The organism is Dolichospermum sp. LEGE 00246 (assembly GCF_015207865.1).
Lineage (GTDB): Bacteria > Cyanobacteriota > Cyanobacteriia > Cyanobacteriales > Nostocaceae > Dolichospermum > Dolichospermum heterosporum.
This window is the reverse complement of sequence record NZ_JADEWA010000045.1, coordinates 1-19,929: the sequence shown is the minus strand read 5'-3', so window position 1 is coordinate 19,929 and position 19,929 is coordinate 1. Positions and strand designations below refer to the sequence as shown.

General features: G+C 39.6%; 15 protein-coding genes and 2 pseudogenes. 3 read left to right on the top strand and 14 right to left on the bottom strand.

What is annotated here, in order from left to right; all coding sequences use genetic code 11:
- Positions 1-504 precede the first annotated feature (504 nt).
- The 5 genes and pseudogenes from IQ228_RS05285 to IQ228_RS05265 form a co-directional block, all read right to left on the bottom strand.
- A complete protein-coding gene (locus tag IQ228_RS05285) occupies positions 505-777 on the bottom strand; it encodes a hypothetical protein (protein WP_027402842.1) in 273 nt (90 codons plus the stop codon).
- A gap of 37 nt (positions 778-814) precedes the next feature.
- The gene (locus tag IQ228_RS05280; protein WP_190384185.1) at positions 815-2,158 is read right to left on the bottom strand and encodes a Mur ligase family protein; all 1,344 of its coding nucleotides are present in this window, start codon (positions 2,156-2,158) and stop codon (positions 815-817) included.
- A gap of 558 nt (positions 2,159-2,716) precedes the next feature.
- Positions 2,717-4,045 (bottom strand): annotated as a pseudogene (locus IQ228_RS05275) (RNA-guided endonuclease InsQ/TnpB family protein).
- Between the two features lie 599 nt (positions 4,046-4,644).
- Positions 4,645-5,262 carry a flavin prenyltransferase UbiX gene (locus IQ228_RS05270; RefSeq protein ID WP_027403553.1) on the bottom strand — a complete coding sequence of 206 codons (618 nt, stop codon included), beginning with the start codon at positions 5,260-5,262 and terminating at the stop codon, positions 4,645-4,647.
- Positions 5,263-5,393: 131 nt separating this feature from the next.
- A complete protein-coding gene (locus IQ228_RS05265) occupies positions 5,394-7,748 on the bottom strand; it encodes a ribonuclease R family protein (protein WP_193962345.1) in 2,355 nt (784 codons plus the stop codon).
- A gap of 1,187 nt (positions 7,749-8,935) precedes the next feature.
- Here IQ228_RS05265 and IQ228_RS05260 point away from each other — a divergent pair.
- On the top strand, positions 8,936-9,649 hold the full coding sequence (locus IQ228_RS05260) for a hypothetical protein (RefSeq protein WP_027403551.1): 714 nt from the start codon (positions 8,936-8,938) through the stop codon (positions 9,647-9,649).
- A gap of 147 nt (positions 9,650-9,796) precedes the next feature.
- Here the strand turns inward: IQ228_RS05260 and clpP are convergent, their stop codons facing one another.
- From clpP to IQ228_RS05220, 9 genes and pseudogenes are all read right to left on the bottom strand, one after another.
- On the bottom strand, positions 9,797-10,402 hold the full coding sequence (gene clpP, locus IQ228_RS05255) for an ATP-dependent Clp endopeptidase proteolytic subunit ClpP (RefSeq protein ID WP_027403550.1): 606 nt from the start codon (positions 10,400-10,402) through the stop codon (positions 9,797-9,799).
- A gap of 638 nt (positions 10,403-11,040) precedes the next feature.
- The gene (locus IQ228_RS05250) at positions 11,041-11,697 is read right to left on the bottom strand and encodes a glycosyltransferase (RefSeq protein WP_051424392.1); all 657 of its coding nucleotides are present in this window, start codon (positions 11,695-11,697) and stop codon (positions 11,041-11,043) included.
- 6 nt (positions 11,698-11,703) lie between these two features.
- Positions 11,704-11,790: pseudogene (locus IQ228_RS27355) on the bottom strand (hypothetical protein); the annotation flags it as partial.
- Between the two features lie 5 nt (positions 11,791-11,795).
- Positions 11,796-12,254 carry an NAD(P)-binding protein gene (locus IQ228_RS05245; RefSeq protein ID WP_027403549.1) on the bottom strand — a complete coding sequence of 153 codons (459 nt, stop codon included), beginning with the start codon at positions 12,252-12,254 and terminating at the stop codon, positions 11,796-11,798.
- On the bottom strand, positions 12,251-13,294 hold the full coding sequence (locus IQ228_RS05240) for a glycosyltransferase family 2 protein (protein ID WP_193962344.1): 1,044 nt from the start codon (positions 13,292-13,294) through the stop codon (positions 12,251-12,253). Before IQ228_RS05240 ends, IQ228_RS05245 begins: the two co-directional genes overlap by 4 nt.
- A 414-nt stretch (positions 13,295-13,708) precedes the next feature.
- Positions 13,709-14,683, bottom strand: a complete 975-nt coding sequence (locus IQ228_RS05235) for an FTR1 family protein (protein WP_027403548.1) — start codon at positions 14,681-14,683, stop codon at positions 13,709-13,711.
- Positions 14,684-14,803: 120 nt separating this feature from the next.
- Complete coding sequence (locus IQ228_RS05230) at positions 14,804-15,238, bottom strand: bacterioferritin (protein ID WP_027403547.1); 435 nt, start codon at positions 15,236-15,238, stop codon at positions 14,804-14,806.
- A 180-nt stretch (positions 15,239-15,418) separates the two neighbouring features.
- The gene (locus tag IQ228_RS05225; RefSeq protein ID WP_027403546.1) at positions 15,419-16,435 is read right to left on the bottom strand and encodes a helix-hairpin-helix domain-containing protein; all 1,017 of its coding nucleotides are present in this window, start codon (positions 16,433-16,435) and stop codon (positions 15,419-15,421) included.
- Between the two features lie 165 nt (positions 16,436-16,600).
- Positions 16,601-17,626 (bottom strand): multicopper oxidase domain-containing protein, encoded by a 1,026-nt coding sequence (locus tag IQ228_RS05220; RefSeq protein WP_035082603.1) that lies wholly within the window; start codon positions 17,624-17,626, stop codon positions 16,601-16,603.
- Positions 17,627-17,954: 328 nt separating this feature from the next.
- On the opposite strand from IQ228_RS05220, the gene IQ228_RS05215 reads away from it, so the two are divergent.
- The gene (locus IQ228_RS05215) at positions 17,955-18,146 is read left to right on the top strand and encodes a CbtB-domain containing protein (protein WP_071992818.1); all 192 of its coding nucleotides are present in this window, start codon (positions 17,955-17,957) and stop codon (positions 18,144-18,146) included.
- A 317-nt stretch (positions 18,147-18,463) separates the two neighbouring features.
- The gene (locus IQ228_RS05210; RefSeq protein ID WP_193962343.1) at positions 18,464-19,630 is read left to right on the top strand and encodes a hypothetical protein; all 1,167 of its coding nucleotides are present in this window, start codon (positions 18,464-18,466) and stop codon (positions 19,628-19,630) included.
- Positions 19,631-19,929: the final 299 nt, after the last annotated feature.

Sequence of the window (19,929 nt, the reverse complement as noted above, 5' to 3'; positions counted from 1 at the left end):
ATGTGTATAAGAGCCAGACCCCCTCCAGTATCAAAAGCTTATCCTTTTCTTCCCCCCGCAGCGGGGGGATTTAGGGGGGTGCGATGAGGGGGCTAAGATGTACCTTATATGATTGGAAATTGCTGTATACTCAAAACGGCTTGATTGTTTGATTCTAAACGTAGGGGTTTAGCTCATGCTTTACCCCTACACATCTGGGTTCTTTGTCATTTGGCAAAAGTTTAAATCTCACCCGTGTTTAGTATAACTTCTGACTCTTACTATATATAAAGTAATAATGTAAGTTGCTAGTTAAGTAAATTTTCAGAATCAGGTGGTTATCGAGCGATAGCCTGCGTGGCGTAGCCATAGTCGAGATAATGTCCAGGATTAAAGGATGAACAGGATGAAACCAGAGCTTTTATTACCAATTACCAATTACCAATTACCTATTACCAGCCTCAACGAGATAACTAGCAACTTGAGTTAATAAAGACACAGATTTGCTGTGTCCCTAAAATATTGTTAAATTCCCACCATAGGTAATTTACCTTGTAATTTTTGTAAATTAGCTTGAACACAATTAGTGCAACTACAACCAGTTTGTTCGATTACAGAGTGTGTGATGCTATTTATTTGCGGTGTAACTATATCAAGATTGGCTTGAGTAGATGTCACCACAATCATTTGCACAGCAGGTATAGGTTTGAAATTGGCAGCGTGTGCTGGGTTAACTACTAATAGCAGAGATGCGAAAAACATAGGAAAAGCCAGTAAAATCAGTTTGACTATTTTCATAATTCACACATAAACCATAAACGTCATTAGTCAATTATCAGAGGATTTTCCTACCAGTCAATACTTCTCGCACTTCCAGCATGGCTGAATAGGTGGGGAGAATGTGTAAGGTTTCATTTGCGGGTGTATGCTCTAGAGCAGTAGCGATCGCTTGCTGCAAATTTGGCTCTACAATCAGATTGATGTCACTGTCCAGAGATTCCTGACTATAACGTAGACGTAAAGCCATATCATACACGCGATCGCCACTCACAATCAACGTTCCACCCCGTGCTACCAACTTTTCTGTATCCACATCCCAAATCCATGATACATCAGTACCATCAGGAGTCCTATCATTCAAAACCAATAAAGTAGTTTTATCGGTACTTTGAGTGACGACACGAATAGTTTCATTTGTTCCTACAGGGTTTTTTGATAAAAGAATCCGCACCCGTTTACCGTCAATCACTAAATCTTCCGCACGACCAAAAGCAGCTTGAAAATTATTAATTCCATCCCTAATATTCACCTCATCAACTCCTAATGCTTGCGCTGCTGTAGCTGCTGCCAAAGTATTATATTTGTTGTACAAACCCACGAGAATTTGTGGCCATTCCTGACTTAATAAAGCAGGTTTACTTTTAGTAAAACCACAACTAGGACAAGTAAAATCTCCCAAATGGGACAAATAAACCCCTTGATAATCTAAAGCATGACCACATCTAGGACAATAAATAGAATCAACCGCATGAGGAATAGCTTCTAAATAATTCTCAGGCTCATTTAAACCAAAAAATAACACCTTTTGCGGTAACTGTTGACCCAAATAGGATAAAGTCGGATCATCAGCATTGGGAATAACTACCGTTGTTGTTGGTAAAGTAGCAATCACCTGAGTCCACCGCTTACTAATACTATCCACTTCCCCATATCTATCCAACTGGTCACGGAACAGATTCAAACAGAGAATAATTCGCGGTTGTAATGGTTTTAAAACCTTGGGAACTATATTTTCATCAACCTCCAAAATTGCATAATCTACATTCAGATTTCCCAGCAGACTAGCATTGTCTATCAAAGCCGTCGCTAACCCATTTTCGAGATTTGCACCAGTAGAATTATGGGCAACACAGAAACCATTCCGTTCTAAAATAGTGCATAACAGTAATGCCGTAGTAGTTTTCCCATTCGTCCCTGCAATGAGAATTACCCCATTTTTAACCTGCTGACTCAATAACTCCAAAATCCGAGGTTCTATCCGTCGCGCAATCGAACCGGGTAAAACACTAGCAGCACCAAGACGCAATGACCGCACCAAAAACGTCACACTTTTAGCCATTGATACCGCAAAACCCAAGCGGAGTCTATCTATAACCTTTATTTTCTTACCCACAGTCATGATTTATAAATAACCTATAATTGCCAAAAGAATTTTAACCCTTAATCCCAATTTTATGTGAAGTTGCACAGAATCATGAAATCCTTGAAGAAGGAGTCAGGAGGAAGAATTAGAAGAAGAAAAGAATAGTCTTTAATCCAAGTGATAGGTTTTTGCTAATTTCCACCCTTATTCCTTGCACCTGATTCACCTTTTTCAACCCTCAACCTCTTGATATATCTAGGTTTTATCTTTATATGGCTTACGCCACGCTATCAGCAAGCCCTAATTAGAAAAGATATCATCAATTGGAGTGTAGCCTCTCAATACCTTGTCAATTTTTTGTAGGTCGGGTTAAGCGACAGCGCAACCCGACGCATTTGTTGGGTTATGGCTATGGCTCCTACGTCGCCACGCAAGCTATCGCCACACTATGGCTAACGCCTCCCGTTAGGGATACGTGAACGTACCTCAATCCAACCTACAAATCAAGACTTTTTTCGATTTGGACAAGGTATTGCTAACAAATAATTTTTTCTCTAAAAACACCATGTAAAGGTTATCATGAACTACCCCATCTTACTTCGTTGAAGATGGGGTTTCTACATCCCCATCAGTAAGTTGAGATTTTTGACGTTTTACAGGACCTAGTTGCTTCATACTTCCAGCATTCTTGCGTTTGCTAGTGTTTGAAGTAGAGCTAGAATCATCTACGTCTAAGAGGCTAGTTCCTAACCCCTGTAGATTATTTGAGTGCCAAAATAGCATGACTTCTGCGGCAGCGATATCGCGTTGTTGGGTGTACCCGCAGTTATGGCAAACATGAGTTCTTTCGGCTAAGGTTTTTTTCTCTTGATGTCCACATTTTGGGCAGGTTTGAGACGGTTTCACTTTGCGAGTAGGTACTTCTACAAACAAGCCACCAATATCTGATAATTTCGCTTTTAGAGCGGACTTTATCATCCCCATTCCTACATCAAGAATTGATTTATTCAACCCAGCTTTTTGCTTTTTACGGTTACCTTTTTTGGCTTTGGCACTCATGTTTTTGACTTCTAATTTTTCAGTAACTACCGTGCTATTACCGCTGATTATTCGTGTAGTTTCCTGGTGAACAAAGTTTTGTCTTTGGTTAGCAACTTTTCTCGAAAGTTTACTAACTAATTTCTGAACTTTTTTCCACCTTCTAGAAGCCTTGACTTTTTTCTTGAAATTGGGAGCGCGTTTTCTGCGTTTAGCTTTTCCTAATTGTTTATTTTTTTGTTCTGCGTTTCTGAAAAACCGAGGTGCAGGGACTAAACCATTTTCTTCACCGTTTGTTCAAGCAATTGCATCGTTGCAACCTAAGTCAATTGCAATAATCCCATTATCAGTTTTGCGGCTATTTTTTAACAAAGTATCATCAATTTCTAAGACGATGGAAGCGTACCATTTTCCATTACGGTTAACGATATCTAAAGCCTTGGGATGTCCCCAAAGCCTAGCTTTACCCCGCATTTGAATCTGACCAATTTTTGCTAATTCTAAATAACCGTTGTCTCCTGTACTGTGGACTTTCCAGCCCGTAAAAGATGGGTAAGTCCAACCAGAGTAATGACGAATTGACTTGAATTTAGGATACAATGCTAGTCCCTTGAAAAATCTTTGAAAAGCAAAATCAACCCGCTTCAAGGTAGCTTGTAACGCTTGGGAATTAATTACTTTATATTCTATCCATACTTCCTTGAATTCCGGTAAACAATTCTGCTGCTCGAAGTAAGAAACAGATTTACCAAACTTCTTGTATGAAGTAATGCGGTTGGATACAGCAGCATTGTACAAATCTTTATGAAGTTTGCGGTGGTAGTGCAACATTTCATTGACTTGCTTATTAGGATATAGTCTGAAAGTCGCTCTACGTAACGCCATTGATAATTACCTCTCATTCACTTTCTTAACTTATGCTATACTAGCATTGTAAATTCGCCGACAACCTAATATTTTGTCAAAAACTCAACTGTCCTCAAAATTCTTTTACTTGCAGTAAAAAACATTTTTTGAACGTTTCGTTTTTGACTTGCTTACATCCCCACCCTATGAGTACATTGAGGGTGGGGAATTACGCAAAATAGTTAAAAATTTAGTCTTTCCATTTTTAATTGTTAATTTTTGAGGCTCTTGAGTACATAATATGCAAAATCTGAACAAAGAAATCTCATAAAGCTTGCTGTGTAGAAGAAATAAGCCATATTTTTGAATATTATGGCAAAATTTTTTTTCTTTGCCCTGTTCCCAGTCAAGAGTTCCCAGTTAAGAGTTCCCTAAGTAGTGAGACAGAATTAATTACACAATGTCATTGAGTTAGCGCAGCGTGGCGTTAGCCATATGGAACGAAGTGAAATGAAGCAATTCCAAGGGTTGTGATTGCTTCCCTTCCCTCGCAATGACTGTAAATATTTTTGTCCAATTACTTGTTACCGACTGGTAACTTAGCATAACAAGTACCGAAGAGCCATTTTTGATTGCTATCAATGACCTTGCCAGCGCTGAATTGGTATACAGTCAATATCTAGTTGATCTAGGGCGCGAGCAACCACAAAATCAACTAAATCCTCAATGGTTTGAGGGTTGTGATACCAAGCAGGAATAGCAGGTACTATTCTCACGCCAGTTTCCGCTAAGGTCGTTAAGTTCCGCAGGTGAATTAAGCTAAAAGGAGTTTCTCTGGGGACAATTACCAGTTTACGTCCTTCTTTAATTTGGACATCTGCGGCTCGTTCTAGTAAATCAGAACTGAGTCCCCCAGCTAGTTTGGCAACTGTACTCATACTACAAGGCATAATGACCATCCCCAAAGTTCGGAAAGAACCACTGGCAATACCAGCACCAACATCACTCCAAGGATGACACCGAAGTTTCCCCTGTTCGGGAACTCCGGCTTGTTGTCGCCAAAATTGCTCTTGTTTATCTGGTTCTGCTGGCATTCGGATTTCCTCTTCTGCTTGCCAAACTATGTAAGTTGATTTAGAGGCTACCAGTTCAATCTGATATTCTGCTGCCAAGAGAAATTTGAGGGCGCGAACAGCGTAAATCAGACCGGATGCACCTGTTACGCCCAGGATTAAAGGTTTTGTGTTATTGGTCATTAGTCAAACAATTTTGGATTTTGGATTGCCGATTTTGGATTTGTTCCATCCACCAGGGATGGAGTATCAACCCAAATAATTTTTCATCTAAAATCCAAAATCTAAAATCTAAAATTGCTATGGACAACTGACTATTCCTCATCATAGGGTTCTTGAGCAAAGGGGTCGGTTTTATTGGGTGAATAAATGTCTCCTGTATCGTCATCTTCATTGTTACCATTTGCGCCCATACTTTTTGGTAAACCATCAGCGCCAACGGTGACAAGATCAATTTGTTGACGGTAGTAATCAACACTTTTGACTTGTACCATACAGCTATCACCTAATCGGTATGAAGCTCGATTTTTCCGCCCAAATAAAGCCTGTTGTCTGGCTCGATATTCATACCAATCGTCTTTGAGGGAACTGACGTGAACTAGTCCTTCTACCCGTAAGGTATTAGCGAGACTGGTTTCTGTGGGCGATTCTACTGGGACTTCAATTTCGACAAAGAAGCCGTAGGATTGAACTCCGGTAATTACGCCGGGAAAGACTTCGCCAATGCGTTGTTTCATTAAGGAAGCTTTTTGGAGTCCGGCTAAATCGGCTTCAGCTTCTTGGACTTCTTTTTCCCGGTCATTAATTTGCACAATGACTCTGGCTAAGTCACTTTGGATTTCTTGGTGGAGTTCTGGGGGGAGAACGTTCCAATTAATTTCTTCGTGACAATTGGAATGGCGCAGGTTAATCCGATCTTTAACGCGGGTATTCCGGCGATCGCGCCCATGTTCTATTAAGTGATGATACACCCGTTGTAAGAGGATGTCTGGATAACGACGTAGGGGGGCGGTGATGTGGACATATTGGGATAAAGCCAGTCCAAAATGAGAACCTTTGGTGGTGCTGTAGACGGAAGGCTTGAGGGTATCTTGTAATAAATAGGTGAGAACTTGTTCCGAGGGGGAATCGGCAAAAGCACCGGTCAAGTGTTGATAATCTAGGGGTTGGATTTCCAATTCTGGATCTAGTCCCAATTCCACACCTAAATTAACAGCTAGTTTGAGCATTTCCTGAACATCTTCGGGATCAGGTGTGCCTTGAACTCGCCATAAACTAGGAATCCCCAAGGCGCTGAGGTGATCAGCCATGAGTTGATTCACTAATATTACCAACTCGGTGATGAGCGATCGCCCTGGCAAGTCATTCAGTACCACAGATCCCATTGATCCCTCATCATAATAGGGGTTATGACTAGGTGGGAGATTCAACTGTAAACTACCGCGCTGTAACCGTATCTGTTTAATAGCAGTAGCTAAAGTCTGCAAATCTAGTAATTTCTCTTGGACTGCGGCTGCCACTTTGGTGCTTTCAGCGGCGAGGATGCTTTCTGTATCCCCTTGACTGACAGCTACATTTACATTAATCACACTCGGTTGAATTTCCCATTCCTCCACTTCTCCCGATTGAGGGTTAATGGTGATGATCAAGGAAAGAGCCAAGCGATCGCTTCCAGGGACTAAAGAACACCGTTCTGTCACCGCTGCTGGTAACATCGGCAATAATAACTCTCCTAGATACACTGACTTACCACGCTTGAGTGCTTCCCTGTCCAAAGCTTCATCCGCTTGAATATAGTGGGAAACATCCGTAATGTGAAAAATTAATCGCCAATTGTCAGCACTAATTTTTTCGACACTAAAGGCATTTTCTACCACCGACTCATCACCGTTGCTACTCTTAATAGTGAAGGTAAAAACATCACGTAAATCCAGACGATTTTTCAGGTCTGCTTTCAGGAGTCTCTTGGGTAACTTCGCCGCCGTATCGAGGATCGAATCGGGAAAAGTTCGGGATAAATCATGTTTACAAGTGACCAAATCTATATCCGCTGCGGCTTCAGCATCACTACCCAGAATTTGTACCACTCGACCCAAGGGGGGATATTGTGCCAACGGATAGCGGAGAATTTCTACATGAGCTAAATGGTCAATAGCCTCTTCCAACTTCATACTGTTGAGTTGTAGTTTCAGTTCAAACAGCAATCTGTCATCCAAAGGAACAGCCCGAAACCCTTCCTCTACCTGCTTAATTCTGGCGAGTAAAGTATGATTAGACCGCTCCATAATCAACTTCACCTCACCTTCAGGCGATCGCCGGCGACTACCTTCCTTGAGGACTCTAACCAAAACGCGATCGCCATTCCAGGCATTACTCAAATGACTTTCGCGGATGTAAATATCCTCTGAGCCTTCGCTATCTTGAATCGCAAAACAAAAGCCCTTACTAGAACAACGTAGTTTCGCCTCAATTAAGCCCTCTTCCGTAACGCGGCGATATTTCCCCCGTTCCTTTACCAAAAGCCCAATTTTTTCTAACACATCCAAAGTAATTTGGAGTTTTTCTAGACTTTCTTCATCCTCACAACCCAGTTTCTTTTCTAGGACTTTACGAGCCACCAATTTATCATCTGTAAAATTGGCAAGAAGTGTAGCGATTGAAAATTCCATGCAGTGAACCGACCTTTGGTCAAAACATCATTTGTTGTCGAGTCCGGCCTTTACTGTATCCCCTCACGGTCTACAGACACTTGCTGCCGTACGAATTTCGCCCTTGCGTAGTGTTTCGTAGAAAAGGCAAGTCCGCTCATAGCGCAGCACGGCATTAGCCATAGTCATTGTCAAAGAAAGCCCCTGCGTTGACCGGAAATTTTAGATTTTAGATTTTAGATTAAAAAAATTTGGTATGGGTTTCCGTCTTTCAGGACGGAAAAATACTCGCTGCGCTGCGTACGCTTCGCTAACGTCAATCCCAAATCCAAAGTTTTCGAGCTTCTACACTTGTTTGGTGAAGTCAATCCAAAATCCAAAATCATTAATCCAAAATCGAGTGACTTCTCACTGCACGACAATCTCAGAGTTTGCTTGCGTGACCCTTGACCTGATCTAAACAATTTCCACCATGCACTCCTGATACTCAATAATTAAACACTAAGTAATTAGATAATGGATGAGTGAGAGACTTGGTTTGAAGAACTCTCTATACCACCCACAAGCTACAAACTGGCTTAACCATAGGTGTTTGATGGTTTAGATATAAGGTAATCTCACGCCATCAGCATCTGATAACATAGCGTGGCGTTAGCCATGTCTTCACTGGCAGAAACCGCTGAAAAACCCAATTCTCGCTTATGTAGGATTGGTAACAATCAGGTAAGCAGTAAAACACAGGCAACGAGGGCAGACCTTATCTTTATCATTGTAGATTTAGAGCGCACTTCTTTAAAAATACTTCTAGATATCTAATTGGGTAATTAGTATAGCATTTTAAAGATAGACAACAATTTGTGTTGAACAACTGCTAGTATCAGAACATATTTAAAATTGTGAGTGCTTAGTTCTCAGTAAAACTTTATATTGAAATATATGGTTTTGTCTAGGGGATTGGTAATTGGTATACTAAACACGGTTGAGACATGGACTTTTACAAAATCACGAAAAACCTAGATTTGTAGGGGTTTAGCAGTGCTAAACCCCTACCCACAGAATCAAATTATTAAGCCGTGTTGAGTATAATTGGTAATTGGTAATGGAGAAAAATTCTTGACTCATTCCCTGTTCCCTGTTCCCTGTTCCCTGTTCCCTAATTAAGAACTGACGTTATTAGGAAAATTTAGATAAAAATGGTTGAAAGCATTATGTTGGCACAATTCCAGAACTTGTACCCCAACGGCAGTATTATCTCAGAACTAATAGAAATTTTTCAAGGGAAATATATCGTCCGTGTCAGTATACAACTCGAAGGCATCACCAAGGCAACGGGTATGGCAGGAGCAGAAACAGTAGAAGCAGCAGAAGACCAAGCTAGAGATAGAGCATTCACAGTTCTAGGCATCAAAAACCTCCCAGTAGAAGCCACAAAATCAGCTTCACCATCAGTAACTCCACCACCAATCAAACCTGCTCTACAGGAATCACAACCCCTTCCTCCGGTCAGCAACACCAACACAGCAATATATACACCACCCTTTCTAGAAGAGCAAATTGATACTCAAGTTACAAAACCAGAAATATTCCCACATCAAGAACCAGAATCTCGACCCTTAGCCTTAGCAGAAGTCCCTCCGAGTAATGTTACACCGTTCACCCCTCGGAGTTACACACCTTACGAAGATACTGGTGTCCAGTCAGCCATTGGTAAAAACAAAAGACGCAATGAACCAGTCAACTTATCTGATGTTATTGCCCAAACAGACGTAGAAATCGAGCGATTAGGCTGGACACCAGAACAAGGAAAAGATTATCTAGTCAAAACCTACAGCAAACGAGGACGTTCTCTCCTAAGTGAAGAAGAACTACGAAATTTTCTCACTTACCTTAAATCCCAACCAGACCCCATTGCGGGATTTTAGCATCAGGAGTATGGCTAACGCCACGCTGCGCTATCAGGGGTTCAGGAGTTCAGGAGTCAGAAGAAAGAAGAAAGAAGAAAGAAGAATTTTCTCAATGACAACTGACAACTGACAACTGACAACTGACTAATGACAACTGACTAATGACTAAACTAAAGCTACAGGACGACTACCAGCAGCATGACGGTCAATTACTTGGTCAATCAAGCCATAGTCCCTAGCTTCAGCAGGAGACATGAAGAAATCACGTTCTGTATCTTCAGAAATTCGCTCAAAAGGTTGGCCAGTATGTTCAGCAAGATATTCATTCAGCCGCTGCTTGTGATACAAAATTTCGCGGGCTTGAATTGCTATATCAGTCGCCTGTCCTTGTGCGCCACCGAGAGGTTGGTGAATCATAATCCGTGAATGGGGTAAACTCATCCGCTTACCCTTTGTACCCGCGCTAAGGAGAAAAGCCCCCATACTTGCGGCTAATCCAGTACAAATTGTACAGACATCGGGGCGGATATGCTTCATTGTATCAAAAATACCCATACCCGCTGTTACTGAACCACCAGGAGAATTAATGTACATATATATGTCCTTCTCCGCATCCTCAGAATCTAAAAACAACAGTTGGGCAACAATCAAGTTGGCCAGATTGCTATCAACCTGTTCTCCCAAAAAAATAATCCGCTCACGCAACAGCCGTGAATAGATATCAAAGGCACGTTCGCCTCGACCCGATTGTTCAATAACGATAGGAATCATTTAGCGTGTTTTTAGCTATTTTTCATTTATTCTATCGGTGACAAAGACTAATTGTGTTGAAATTGCCAATTAACATTCAAAAAAACTGGGTAAAGAGAACAGATAGGATTTTTTATGAAGAAATATATCTTACGCAAGTATCAGTATTTATACGGTTTTCATTAATTGAGTGCCTGGAGTATTAGAATTGTCTATTTCCGTAAATTTAAAAATAAATTTGTAGTTACAAGACACTTTTTTGAAAAATAACCGTCTTAGTTGTTAGGTACATATAAAGAGAGATCTAGATCACATTCTTTAATAGATTTCTGCGATATTCTCAAGTTATATGCACCGAATCCGATAAACCGATAACGCAAAGTGTATTGAGAATAACAATTTCCTATAGAAGTCCCATCCATATAAATAAAGAGAGGGGTATTATGCTAGAAAAACTTATACAAGCAGCCTTTATTACATTTTTATTGCAACTTATCGCCGTATTGAGTAATACTACTCCAATACGTCCCAAGGCAGTCTCACCTATTTCAGAAATGTCAGGGCCTATAATTAGTTCGACTTTTCATATTTCGGAGTAAAATGCAAGATATAGGAAACAGGGAACTGTCGTCAACTCACCCGCCATTCATCCCACGCTCCTAAGAGTGAGACCTGGGGCTTCTGTCGGGATAGCTAAACAAATTAAGGTATTTCTGAGTCGCTGTTGCTACACTAAATTGCTCAAGCCAAGCAGCATCAACGGACTTTATATTACCTGCTAATACCCGTTTTATAGCCTCAGCCATTGCTTGGCTATCACCAACAGGCACTAACTCTCCGTACTTCCCGTTGGCTAGAATCTCCCTTGGACTACTAGGACAGTCTGTAGATATAACTGGCGTTCCTAGAGCGATCGCTTCAATGATCACGTTTGAGAATGACTCAGAAAGAGAAGATAAAACTACGACAGATGAGGCAATTATATAAGCATAGGGATTATTTACAAAACCTGGTAGCATAACATCCTGTTCTACACCCAACTCAGAGATTAAAGCTTTTAGTTGCTTTTCCTTCGCTCCAGTCCCTAAAATCATTAATCTAGCTGGTTGTAACTGTCGCACCATAGCAAAAGCTCGGATCAAATTAGAAAAATCTTTGACCTGATGTAGCCTTCCCACTGCTAAAATAACTGGAGGTTCTCCCTGCTTAAACCAAGGATGATCTAGGGGCTGTTTTGATTTTTCCAGAAGTTCAGGGGTGATAACAGGGTTATAAATTACCTGAATCCGAGATAGAGGAATACCAGTTACTTGCACAAAATCCTTGGCTGCTGCCTGAGAAACGATGACAATATCATCCGCCCAAGGATAGAACCATCGAGCCGATAATCTTACCCAATGGGCGTGAATTTTATTCAGAATTGACCATCTAAATTCAACAATATGTTCTTGAGAAGAAAGTATGCTTTACCAAAGCGATTGCAAACCCATTGTTCAAAATTTTCTTCAACTGGATGAGGTTTAATTTTAACTTGCAAATAACTAAATAACATTAGCAAACTGTTAATAATTCCCAGATTTGATAAGGCATTAGTTACTTCCAAAGGATAGTTAAAAAATTTCCCATTGTAGTAAATGCGGGATAGCCTAGGGACTTTCAAAAAGTTATTCCCCAATATCTCTAACCAAATTTGCTGAATTTCTCCCACTTTGGTGTAAAATCTGTGACCGCCAATATCAAAGCGATACCCTTTATATGTTTCTGTGCGCGAAATTCCCCCTACTTTGTCAGCTTGTTCTAATACAATTGGCTTAATACCTTGCTTAACTAACTCAGCCGCACCAATTATTACAATATTGCAGTTATTTTTCAAGTATTAGCACCTGATAGTATTATTATTGATAGTATTATATTATGAGCATTTATAAATATGATACCTTTCCTTAAAATACCAATCACGAAGGCTAGACCACTGTAAAAATAGTAAAACCAGTGCCAAGGTAATACGCCCAAGGTAAATAAAATACCCCGCTTACTTATAAAAAATTGGTAAACAGAAGCATTAATTCCTGTAAGCAATGCACAGATAACAGCAGACACAATTAATAATCTCCATTGCCACCAACAAGCCAGTAAACTCAGTAACAAAGAGTAAACTAAAATGACACTTAGCCGGCTTGACCAACCCAAATTCAAATCAGAAGGCATTTCTCCTTGACGGAGTATTAATTGTGTCCAAGGTAAAGCGCGATCGCACACATCTGCTTTAATTAAAGATATGACTTCCCATTTTTTCAAATGTTTTACTTGTAAAGCTTTCATCAATTCAATTTTGTAACCCGCTGCTTTGAGCCGATAACCTAACTCAATATCCTCCACACAGGGACGACGATAACTCTCGTCAAAACCCCCCATAGCTGAGAAGATATCACGACGAATTGCACCGCAAGCCCCCCAAAAAGTGAAAGCGTTTTCATTGGCATTTTGATGGGTATAATGATGAAGAAGATTTTTGTACTGAGAAAGAAAATTACTCGCTCCTGGAGTATCATCATAAGAACCTATCAACGCTGCTAAACTCGGATCTTTTGCAAAAGCTAATCTTACCTGATTGATTGTATCTGGCGCTATAGTGACATCAGCATCCACAAAAAACAGGATATCTCCTTGAGCCGCAGCCGCACCTAGATTTCTGGCTTGTGCGGGTCCCCCCTTTTCCTCGACTCTAATAACTTTAGCGCCCCAGTCTGTCGCTACCTGCCAAGAATTATCTGTATCCCCATCAGCTACTACAATAACTTCTTGAGGACGTTCCAGTGATGCGCTAATAGCTGACAAACACTGACGAAAAATCTCACCGCCATTATAAACGGGAATAATTACCGAAATTGATAGCTCTGTTAGCAAATTCATAAAAATACCTGCTATGTGGGAAACTCAGCGGCTTTAGCCCTGAGATGGAAGGAGAGCAACGCAATTTTGTGAGGTGCGAAAAATCGGTAATGTAATTTACAGGATTTTTTAGCGATAGCAAAGCGCTCCGTAGGAATCGCTAATTAGAAAAGCCAAAAATAAGTAATTGGACAAAAATATTTACAGTCATTGCGAGCGAAGGGAAGCAATCGCAAGGGTTGTGATTGCTTCATTTCGATTCGTTCCATTCCCAATGACATTGTGTAATTAATTCTGTCTCACTACTTAGGAAACTTCTACCTCTGTTTATTGTCAATAAGCCTCCATCAATAATCGTTTGACGAGGCGGCGGTTTACTGGGCTTGCGCTTTAATGCTGACTCTATGCCTTCTTTTACCAATCGCTCTCTCAAATTCACAATTTTTTGCTTGACAGACCACTAGTCATAACTTTATTTTTGCTGTTTTTGCTAGATTGATTATTTCCACCTGTAATGCTGAGGAAATATAGTCCACCAATACTGGTAAGAAATACTAAATATCCTACAGCTTGAACAATATATATTTTGTCCCTATAACCAAATAATGATTTGAGAATGATACCGGGGAACTGTTCATCAGATAAGATTTTTTCCGTATTCCAAACTATTGGACCTAAGATGCAAGAATGAATTCTGGTAAAGTGTTCATAATAGAAACAAAGATTTTCTGAAGAACGACTACTCAGGGACAGATTGGCTATAGCTTCATCAAAGTGTTGTAACCCGGAAACTACTAAGCCAGAAACAATTAATATTAATAAAACGCCCATGATTTGGAAAAATTGGCGGATATTAATTTTCACACCCCATTTAAATAATAGAACCCCAATAGCTGCGGCTGTTGCTAAACCACCCAGTGCGCCTAAAGTTGGTAATAAACCTTGTTGAAAATTGGCTGCAACAAATAAAACAGTTTCAAATCCTTCGCGGACAATAGCGACTAAAATTAAACTAAAAACTCCCCAAGCAGCATTTGAGTTTTTGCCTAATGCTTCTGTGACTGCTCCCTCAACTTGTGCTTTCATAAATCTGGCTTGTTTTGTCATCCAGATAAGCATCCAACTGAGCATAACTATAGCTAAAACACTAAATATACCTTCTAATGTTGGCTCAACAACGGAGGTATATTGAGGATTAATAGATCCTAAGAATTTAATGATCCCCGTAAATAAAATACCGATTAAGCCACTAACTATAATACCAACAATAACACCAGCATAAACCCAAGGGTTCAATCGAGATTGTTTGGCTTTTTTTAATAATGCGAGGACAATACCCACAACTAGAGCGGCTTCCACACCTTCTCTGAGGGTAATTACAAAAGTAGGTAGAGCGGTACTAAAATTCATATTTATTAGTGTTAGTTGTAGATTTTTGCTTCTCCTGATTTCTGTAGGGGGTAAAAGCACAATCCTCTGTTTGTCCCATAGAACCCCACCCCCTCCCCGCAAGCGAGGAGGGGGACTAAATTAACTGAAATCGCGTAACATTTTCTTGAGTTCGAGATTGTGCATCTCTTCTTGTCCGATCATACCACGAGTAAATTCTTCTAAATAGATACTGGCATTATTGACGGTTTCTAGAAGAGTTTTGTACATATCCAAAGCTTTCTTTTCATGGGATAAACTTTCTTGTAATATGTCTTTAACATTATGCTTGAAAGTTTCTTCCATTGGAGCAATTCTCAAGGTAGGATGCCCTTCTAAGCCTGTGAGAATTTCTCCTACTTGTTGAGCATGAAGTAAAGATTCTGCGGCTTGTGCTTTGAAGAATGCCACAATGGGGATACGATTAGGACCTGTCACCATTAAGGAATAATGGGTGTAACGAACTACCCCTGCTAGTTCAAATTCCATAATGGAGTTGAGAATATCAATGGTCTTTTGGTGGTCGAGTTCTTGCATTAGTTGTTAAGTTGAGCAAAGTTACATGAGGAGAGTTTTTAGATACCAATTATTAGTGAGCAGTTATACTTTTTTCAGGTTTTAAAACCCCAAACTGGTTTCACTTTTGGTTTTTAACTATTTTCTCTCTTATTCACCATTTTAAACGTCTTATTCTGGACTTCCAATGGTGTGAAAATACTAATTTTGTGCTTTAGTGCTGGTTTTTGTTCGCACTTTTTGGGTATTTTCCTCGATGATTTTTACTAGCTTGGTAACATCTTCTGAAGTGCTGACTGCTTGGACTGGAGGGATAGCAGTAGGCCAAACTTTCACCAATTCCATAAAAGCTGTATCTATGGCTTTGTGCGACTCAGGATGTTCTTGAGTCATTTGGCTAGAAATATCTTGATATAGTTCTTGAGAGTAGACTATAAAGCCACGAGAATCTTGATACTCAATGGGGGCGGTAATTTTGCCGTTGGCAATTGCTGCACCATATTCTGAGTTAGCGGCATCTAGTAAACCGTTGATAACTTGGAGAACAAATTCGGGTTTGCTACGTTCTTCCGTTGGTAAAGCGGCGATCGCACTATCCACAGCTTGCACGGAAGTGGTAAAGTTAGTTTTGATTTTGGCATCCTTGGGATTAGATTTAACTAAGTCGGTTAAACTTACCAAGTTACTTTTAAATTCTTTAACTTTGCGTTCTTCCAGTTGTTCTTCAACATCAATATAAATTTCCTCAACTGGATGTCCAATGTGGGGTTGAGCCTGTTTAGGTTGATTTTGATCTAATAATTCTTTGGCTACTAAAAGATGCCCTTTCATTAATCCCAATTTGGTCATATAGTCAATATCTTTCGCTTCACCGGTCAGCACAACTTCCTCAACTGTCACCATGTCTTTTATTTTATCAAACTGGGTTTGAGTAATAACTTTTTTACTAACTAAATCCACTGGATTGGCGTAGGGACGGTTGGCTTGAATTTTGTTTGATAAAGCTGGGACTCCTAACGTAGCTTCTAATTTATCTAACTGCGATAAAATTGCATTATTGATATTAATTTTAGCTTTATTACCATGAGCGCTCATTTCTGCAACCGGGACTGTGCTTTGTGTTTGCATTTCTGCTTTTGGTATGTCGCTGGTACAAGAACTCAAGGAAATCATGGCACAAGCAGCGATAGACAAGAATAAATAACGGAATCTGATCATTTTTGCTCCTGGTAAACTGTTAATGTTTGTAATTTAAGGATTTAGTAGTAGATAAATTGGCAAATATTTCGTTTTAGATATAATTATGATTTATCATAAATGCAAATATTTATCAACTATTATTCTAAAAGACAAGTATAAATTAAGTAATCTTTCTGAGTTTTGTCAGGATTTATTGACGGATTTTTGGGAATCTTTTTCCGCGATTACTTCAAACTGTCCCATACACCCGCTTTCAGCGATCGCATCTTGATGAGGATGAAACATATATTTACCTGGATAGGGAAACGCAAACTCTAAAATATGCCTTTCAGCGACACCCATTGTTAAAACATCGGTTTTCTCACTGGGTTTCATTGTCATACCGGAACGATAAACATCAAAGAAGTTAGCGTGCAGATGAAACGTCACAGCAGGATCAAATTCAATAATATTCAAAACATAGACCCGGATTAACTGATTTTGGTAAATCTGAATGGGATGGTGCATATAATGATGTGGCACACCATTAAAAGCATAATATTCATTTTTGTTATCATCATTTACATCATACCCAGACATAATTAAAACAATTTCATCCGCAGGGGGACGAGGTTTAGGCGGGTCAATGATAAACATTCCATATAAACCTTTAGCAATGTGGCGAGTAACCGGGGCAACGTGACAGTGATATAAATGAACGCCATAGGGTTCGGCATCAAATTCATATATGGTCGCTCTACCGTTACTTACAGGTTTTATTCCATCCATTTCAGCAGGATGAACTCCATGAAAATGTAAAGAATGGGAATGTCCAGCATTATTGAGAAAAAGTATTCTTATTCTTTCTCCTTCTTTAGCCCGAAGTGTAGGACCTGGAATCCGCCCGTTTAAGTCCCAAATATTATAGGAGACAGCACTATTAAGCTGAATTGTGGAAGTTCCAGCAGTTAGCTGAAATTCACGGACTGTGCGCCCATTTTCCTGCTTAATTGTTCCATAATCAAAATCTCGTAATACCTGCATAGGATTAGTAGCACCATTAGATGTTGCCATTTCCATCGGTGGTACTCTGACATTGGCATGATTTTTGGTATTCAATATCTGCCAAATTGTGGCTGCACTTAGGACTCCAGCACCGGATAATCCGATTTGTAGTAGTTGGCGACGACTCCAAATTTTATCTTTACTGAAAGTAAAGTTGTCAGACATGAGACTAATAGGAATATGGGTATGTGAGAAATTGCGAATAATTTGCAATTAGCTTTATGTATAATATAAAAATTAGGAATTATTGTCAATAACTTGGAAAAATGATTTTCAGGATTTAGATCCCCGACTTCTCTAAGAAGTCGGGGATCTTGCTATAGTAATTTTCAGAAGTATTCCTGATATATTGGTTGATTTACCGTTGACTAGAGAACAGATGATGCTTGCAGCCTAGTAAATGGAATAAGGTGCTAGGATTTTGACAATAGCTGCTGATGTTAACAATATCTTTTTGTCACCAAGTAGCGCAACTATTTATAGGAGTTCACAAATGACTGCTTTTTCTCGGACTTCAGTATTACAAAAAACTGCGGGCATTACCCTTTCTAAGCCTGTACAGGTAAGTCTTTACATGATGTTATCTTCTTTGCTGATTTGGACTGTGTTTTTCTCTACCTATCCACCAGCGCATAACACAGCACACTCAGCGCGTCACCATGCTTTGGGCGTTGCTTGTCATTAAACTATCATAAAGTTTTAAACGTATTGGGCGATTAGAAATCACTTCTACACAAACAAAGTCCACCTAAGGAAAAATTAAGGGTTCATCCTGTGTAGCTGCGATTTACAATCGCCCAGATAAATAATAAGTTAGACTCAAATTCATTTGCTAAATCTAAAATATTCGGCGTTGCTGATTAAGAGGATGATTTTATTATGCCTACGGCACGCTACGCGAACACGCAGAGGCGCTCCAGTCGCAGAGAGTAAGAGTTTCATTTTTTAATTTTTTAATTTCATACCTCAGTTCAGCAACGCCCAGTTAAATTCTAATTTCCTATGAGAAAATATCGTCTGTTTGCTGTTGTTAGTTCTGCTTGTATTTGTTTATCAATTTTATATTCTTTGGTGGGAGTTTCTCAAACGTCCCAATCTCAAGTTTTACTTTCGACAAATCCACCTTTAGAAAAAATTCTGCCTTTTGAAGCTGGTACAGATAGGAAACAATCTCCGGTGACTTTCAAATTACAAGCTGTTGATGCTGGCGGAAAGCTGTTAACAAATGCCTTAATTAAATTGCAGATTTCCACACCTCCCCGGAATCCTTTATTAACTACAGATTTTCCAATTGTTGAGGGAACAGAATTATTAGAACTGGAGGCGGCTGCACCTAATGGTAAATTAGAATTTCAGCAAATTTTACCAATTCGCGGTAATTATCAAATTCAAGTCAATGTTTCTCCTTTGGTTGCAAATGCTTTTGCTAGTTATCAGCAAACTTTGAATTTGAATGTGAGAGAAAATCCTCTTAAATATAAATATTTTGTGGTGATTGCAGCGATTTTATTATCATTAGGATTGTTAGGCGGTTGGGTAATTGGTGGACAAGAGGAAATCAAAGAGGGGGAAATTGCTCCCCAGTCTGTCCGGTTGTTGTTAAGTGCATTAACTGTAGTGGCAATTGTGACGCTATTATTTATTAATATCACGGCAGAAGTTGCGGAAGCTCACGGTGATGCACATGATCATAAAAATGAGAAAATTGCCCCATCAATTAGCCAATCTCAGGGCATGGAAGTGAGGATTACAGGGGATAAACTGGCGACTGTGGGAACTTTGGCAAATTTAGCGGTTGAGGTCAAGGATAGCACTACAGGGGCAGCTATTAAGGATGTCGGATTGCGAGTAAAGGCGATCGCATTAGAAGATAATTTAACGGTGTTTGCTTATCAGGGATTTCCTAATTCAGAAGGGAAGTTAATATGGCAAGAACAATTTTTTGATGGTTCACCTCATAAGGTAGAGGTAGAAGCTATTTCTTTACCTGAATCTCAACGTCAATTTCCAGCGGTGAAGGTAGCGCAATCTGTGGAAGTTGAGGGAATTGCACCACCAATGTATATTCGGTTGATTGGGTTATTTTACTTTACGGCTATTGTGGGTATGGGAATGGCGATTGGGTTGTTAATTCAGCATAGAAAAGAATTGCCAGTTAGGGGAAATTAAGTAGATAAATAAAAAGTTGAATTTATAGTTAAATTTAACTATAGTGATTATCTGTTGAGTGAAATACAATAACCCCACCCCCAGGGGAAACGCGTCTAAATTATCTTGACAAAATACTATATTAGTGCATCAATATGGAAAAATATGTCATTTCATTCAAAATCTGATAAATTCCTTTATTAGTATCCTAAAAATTTAATAAATTTGTAACCGTTCACAGGGGGTGAGAATTTATTAAAAAACCTGAAAGCTTTGTCTGTTGGGTTTTTCAGGCAACTTGACATATTAACGAATGGTTC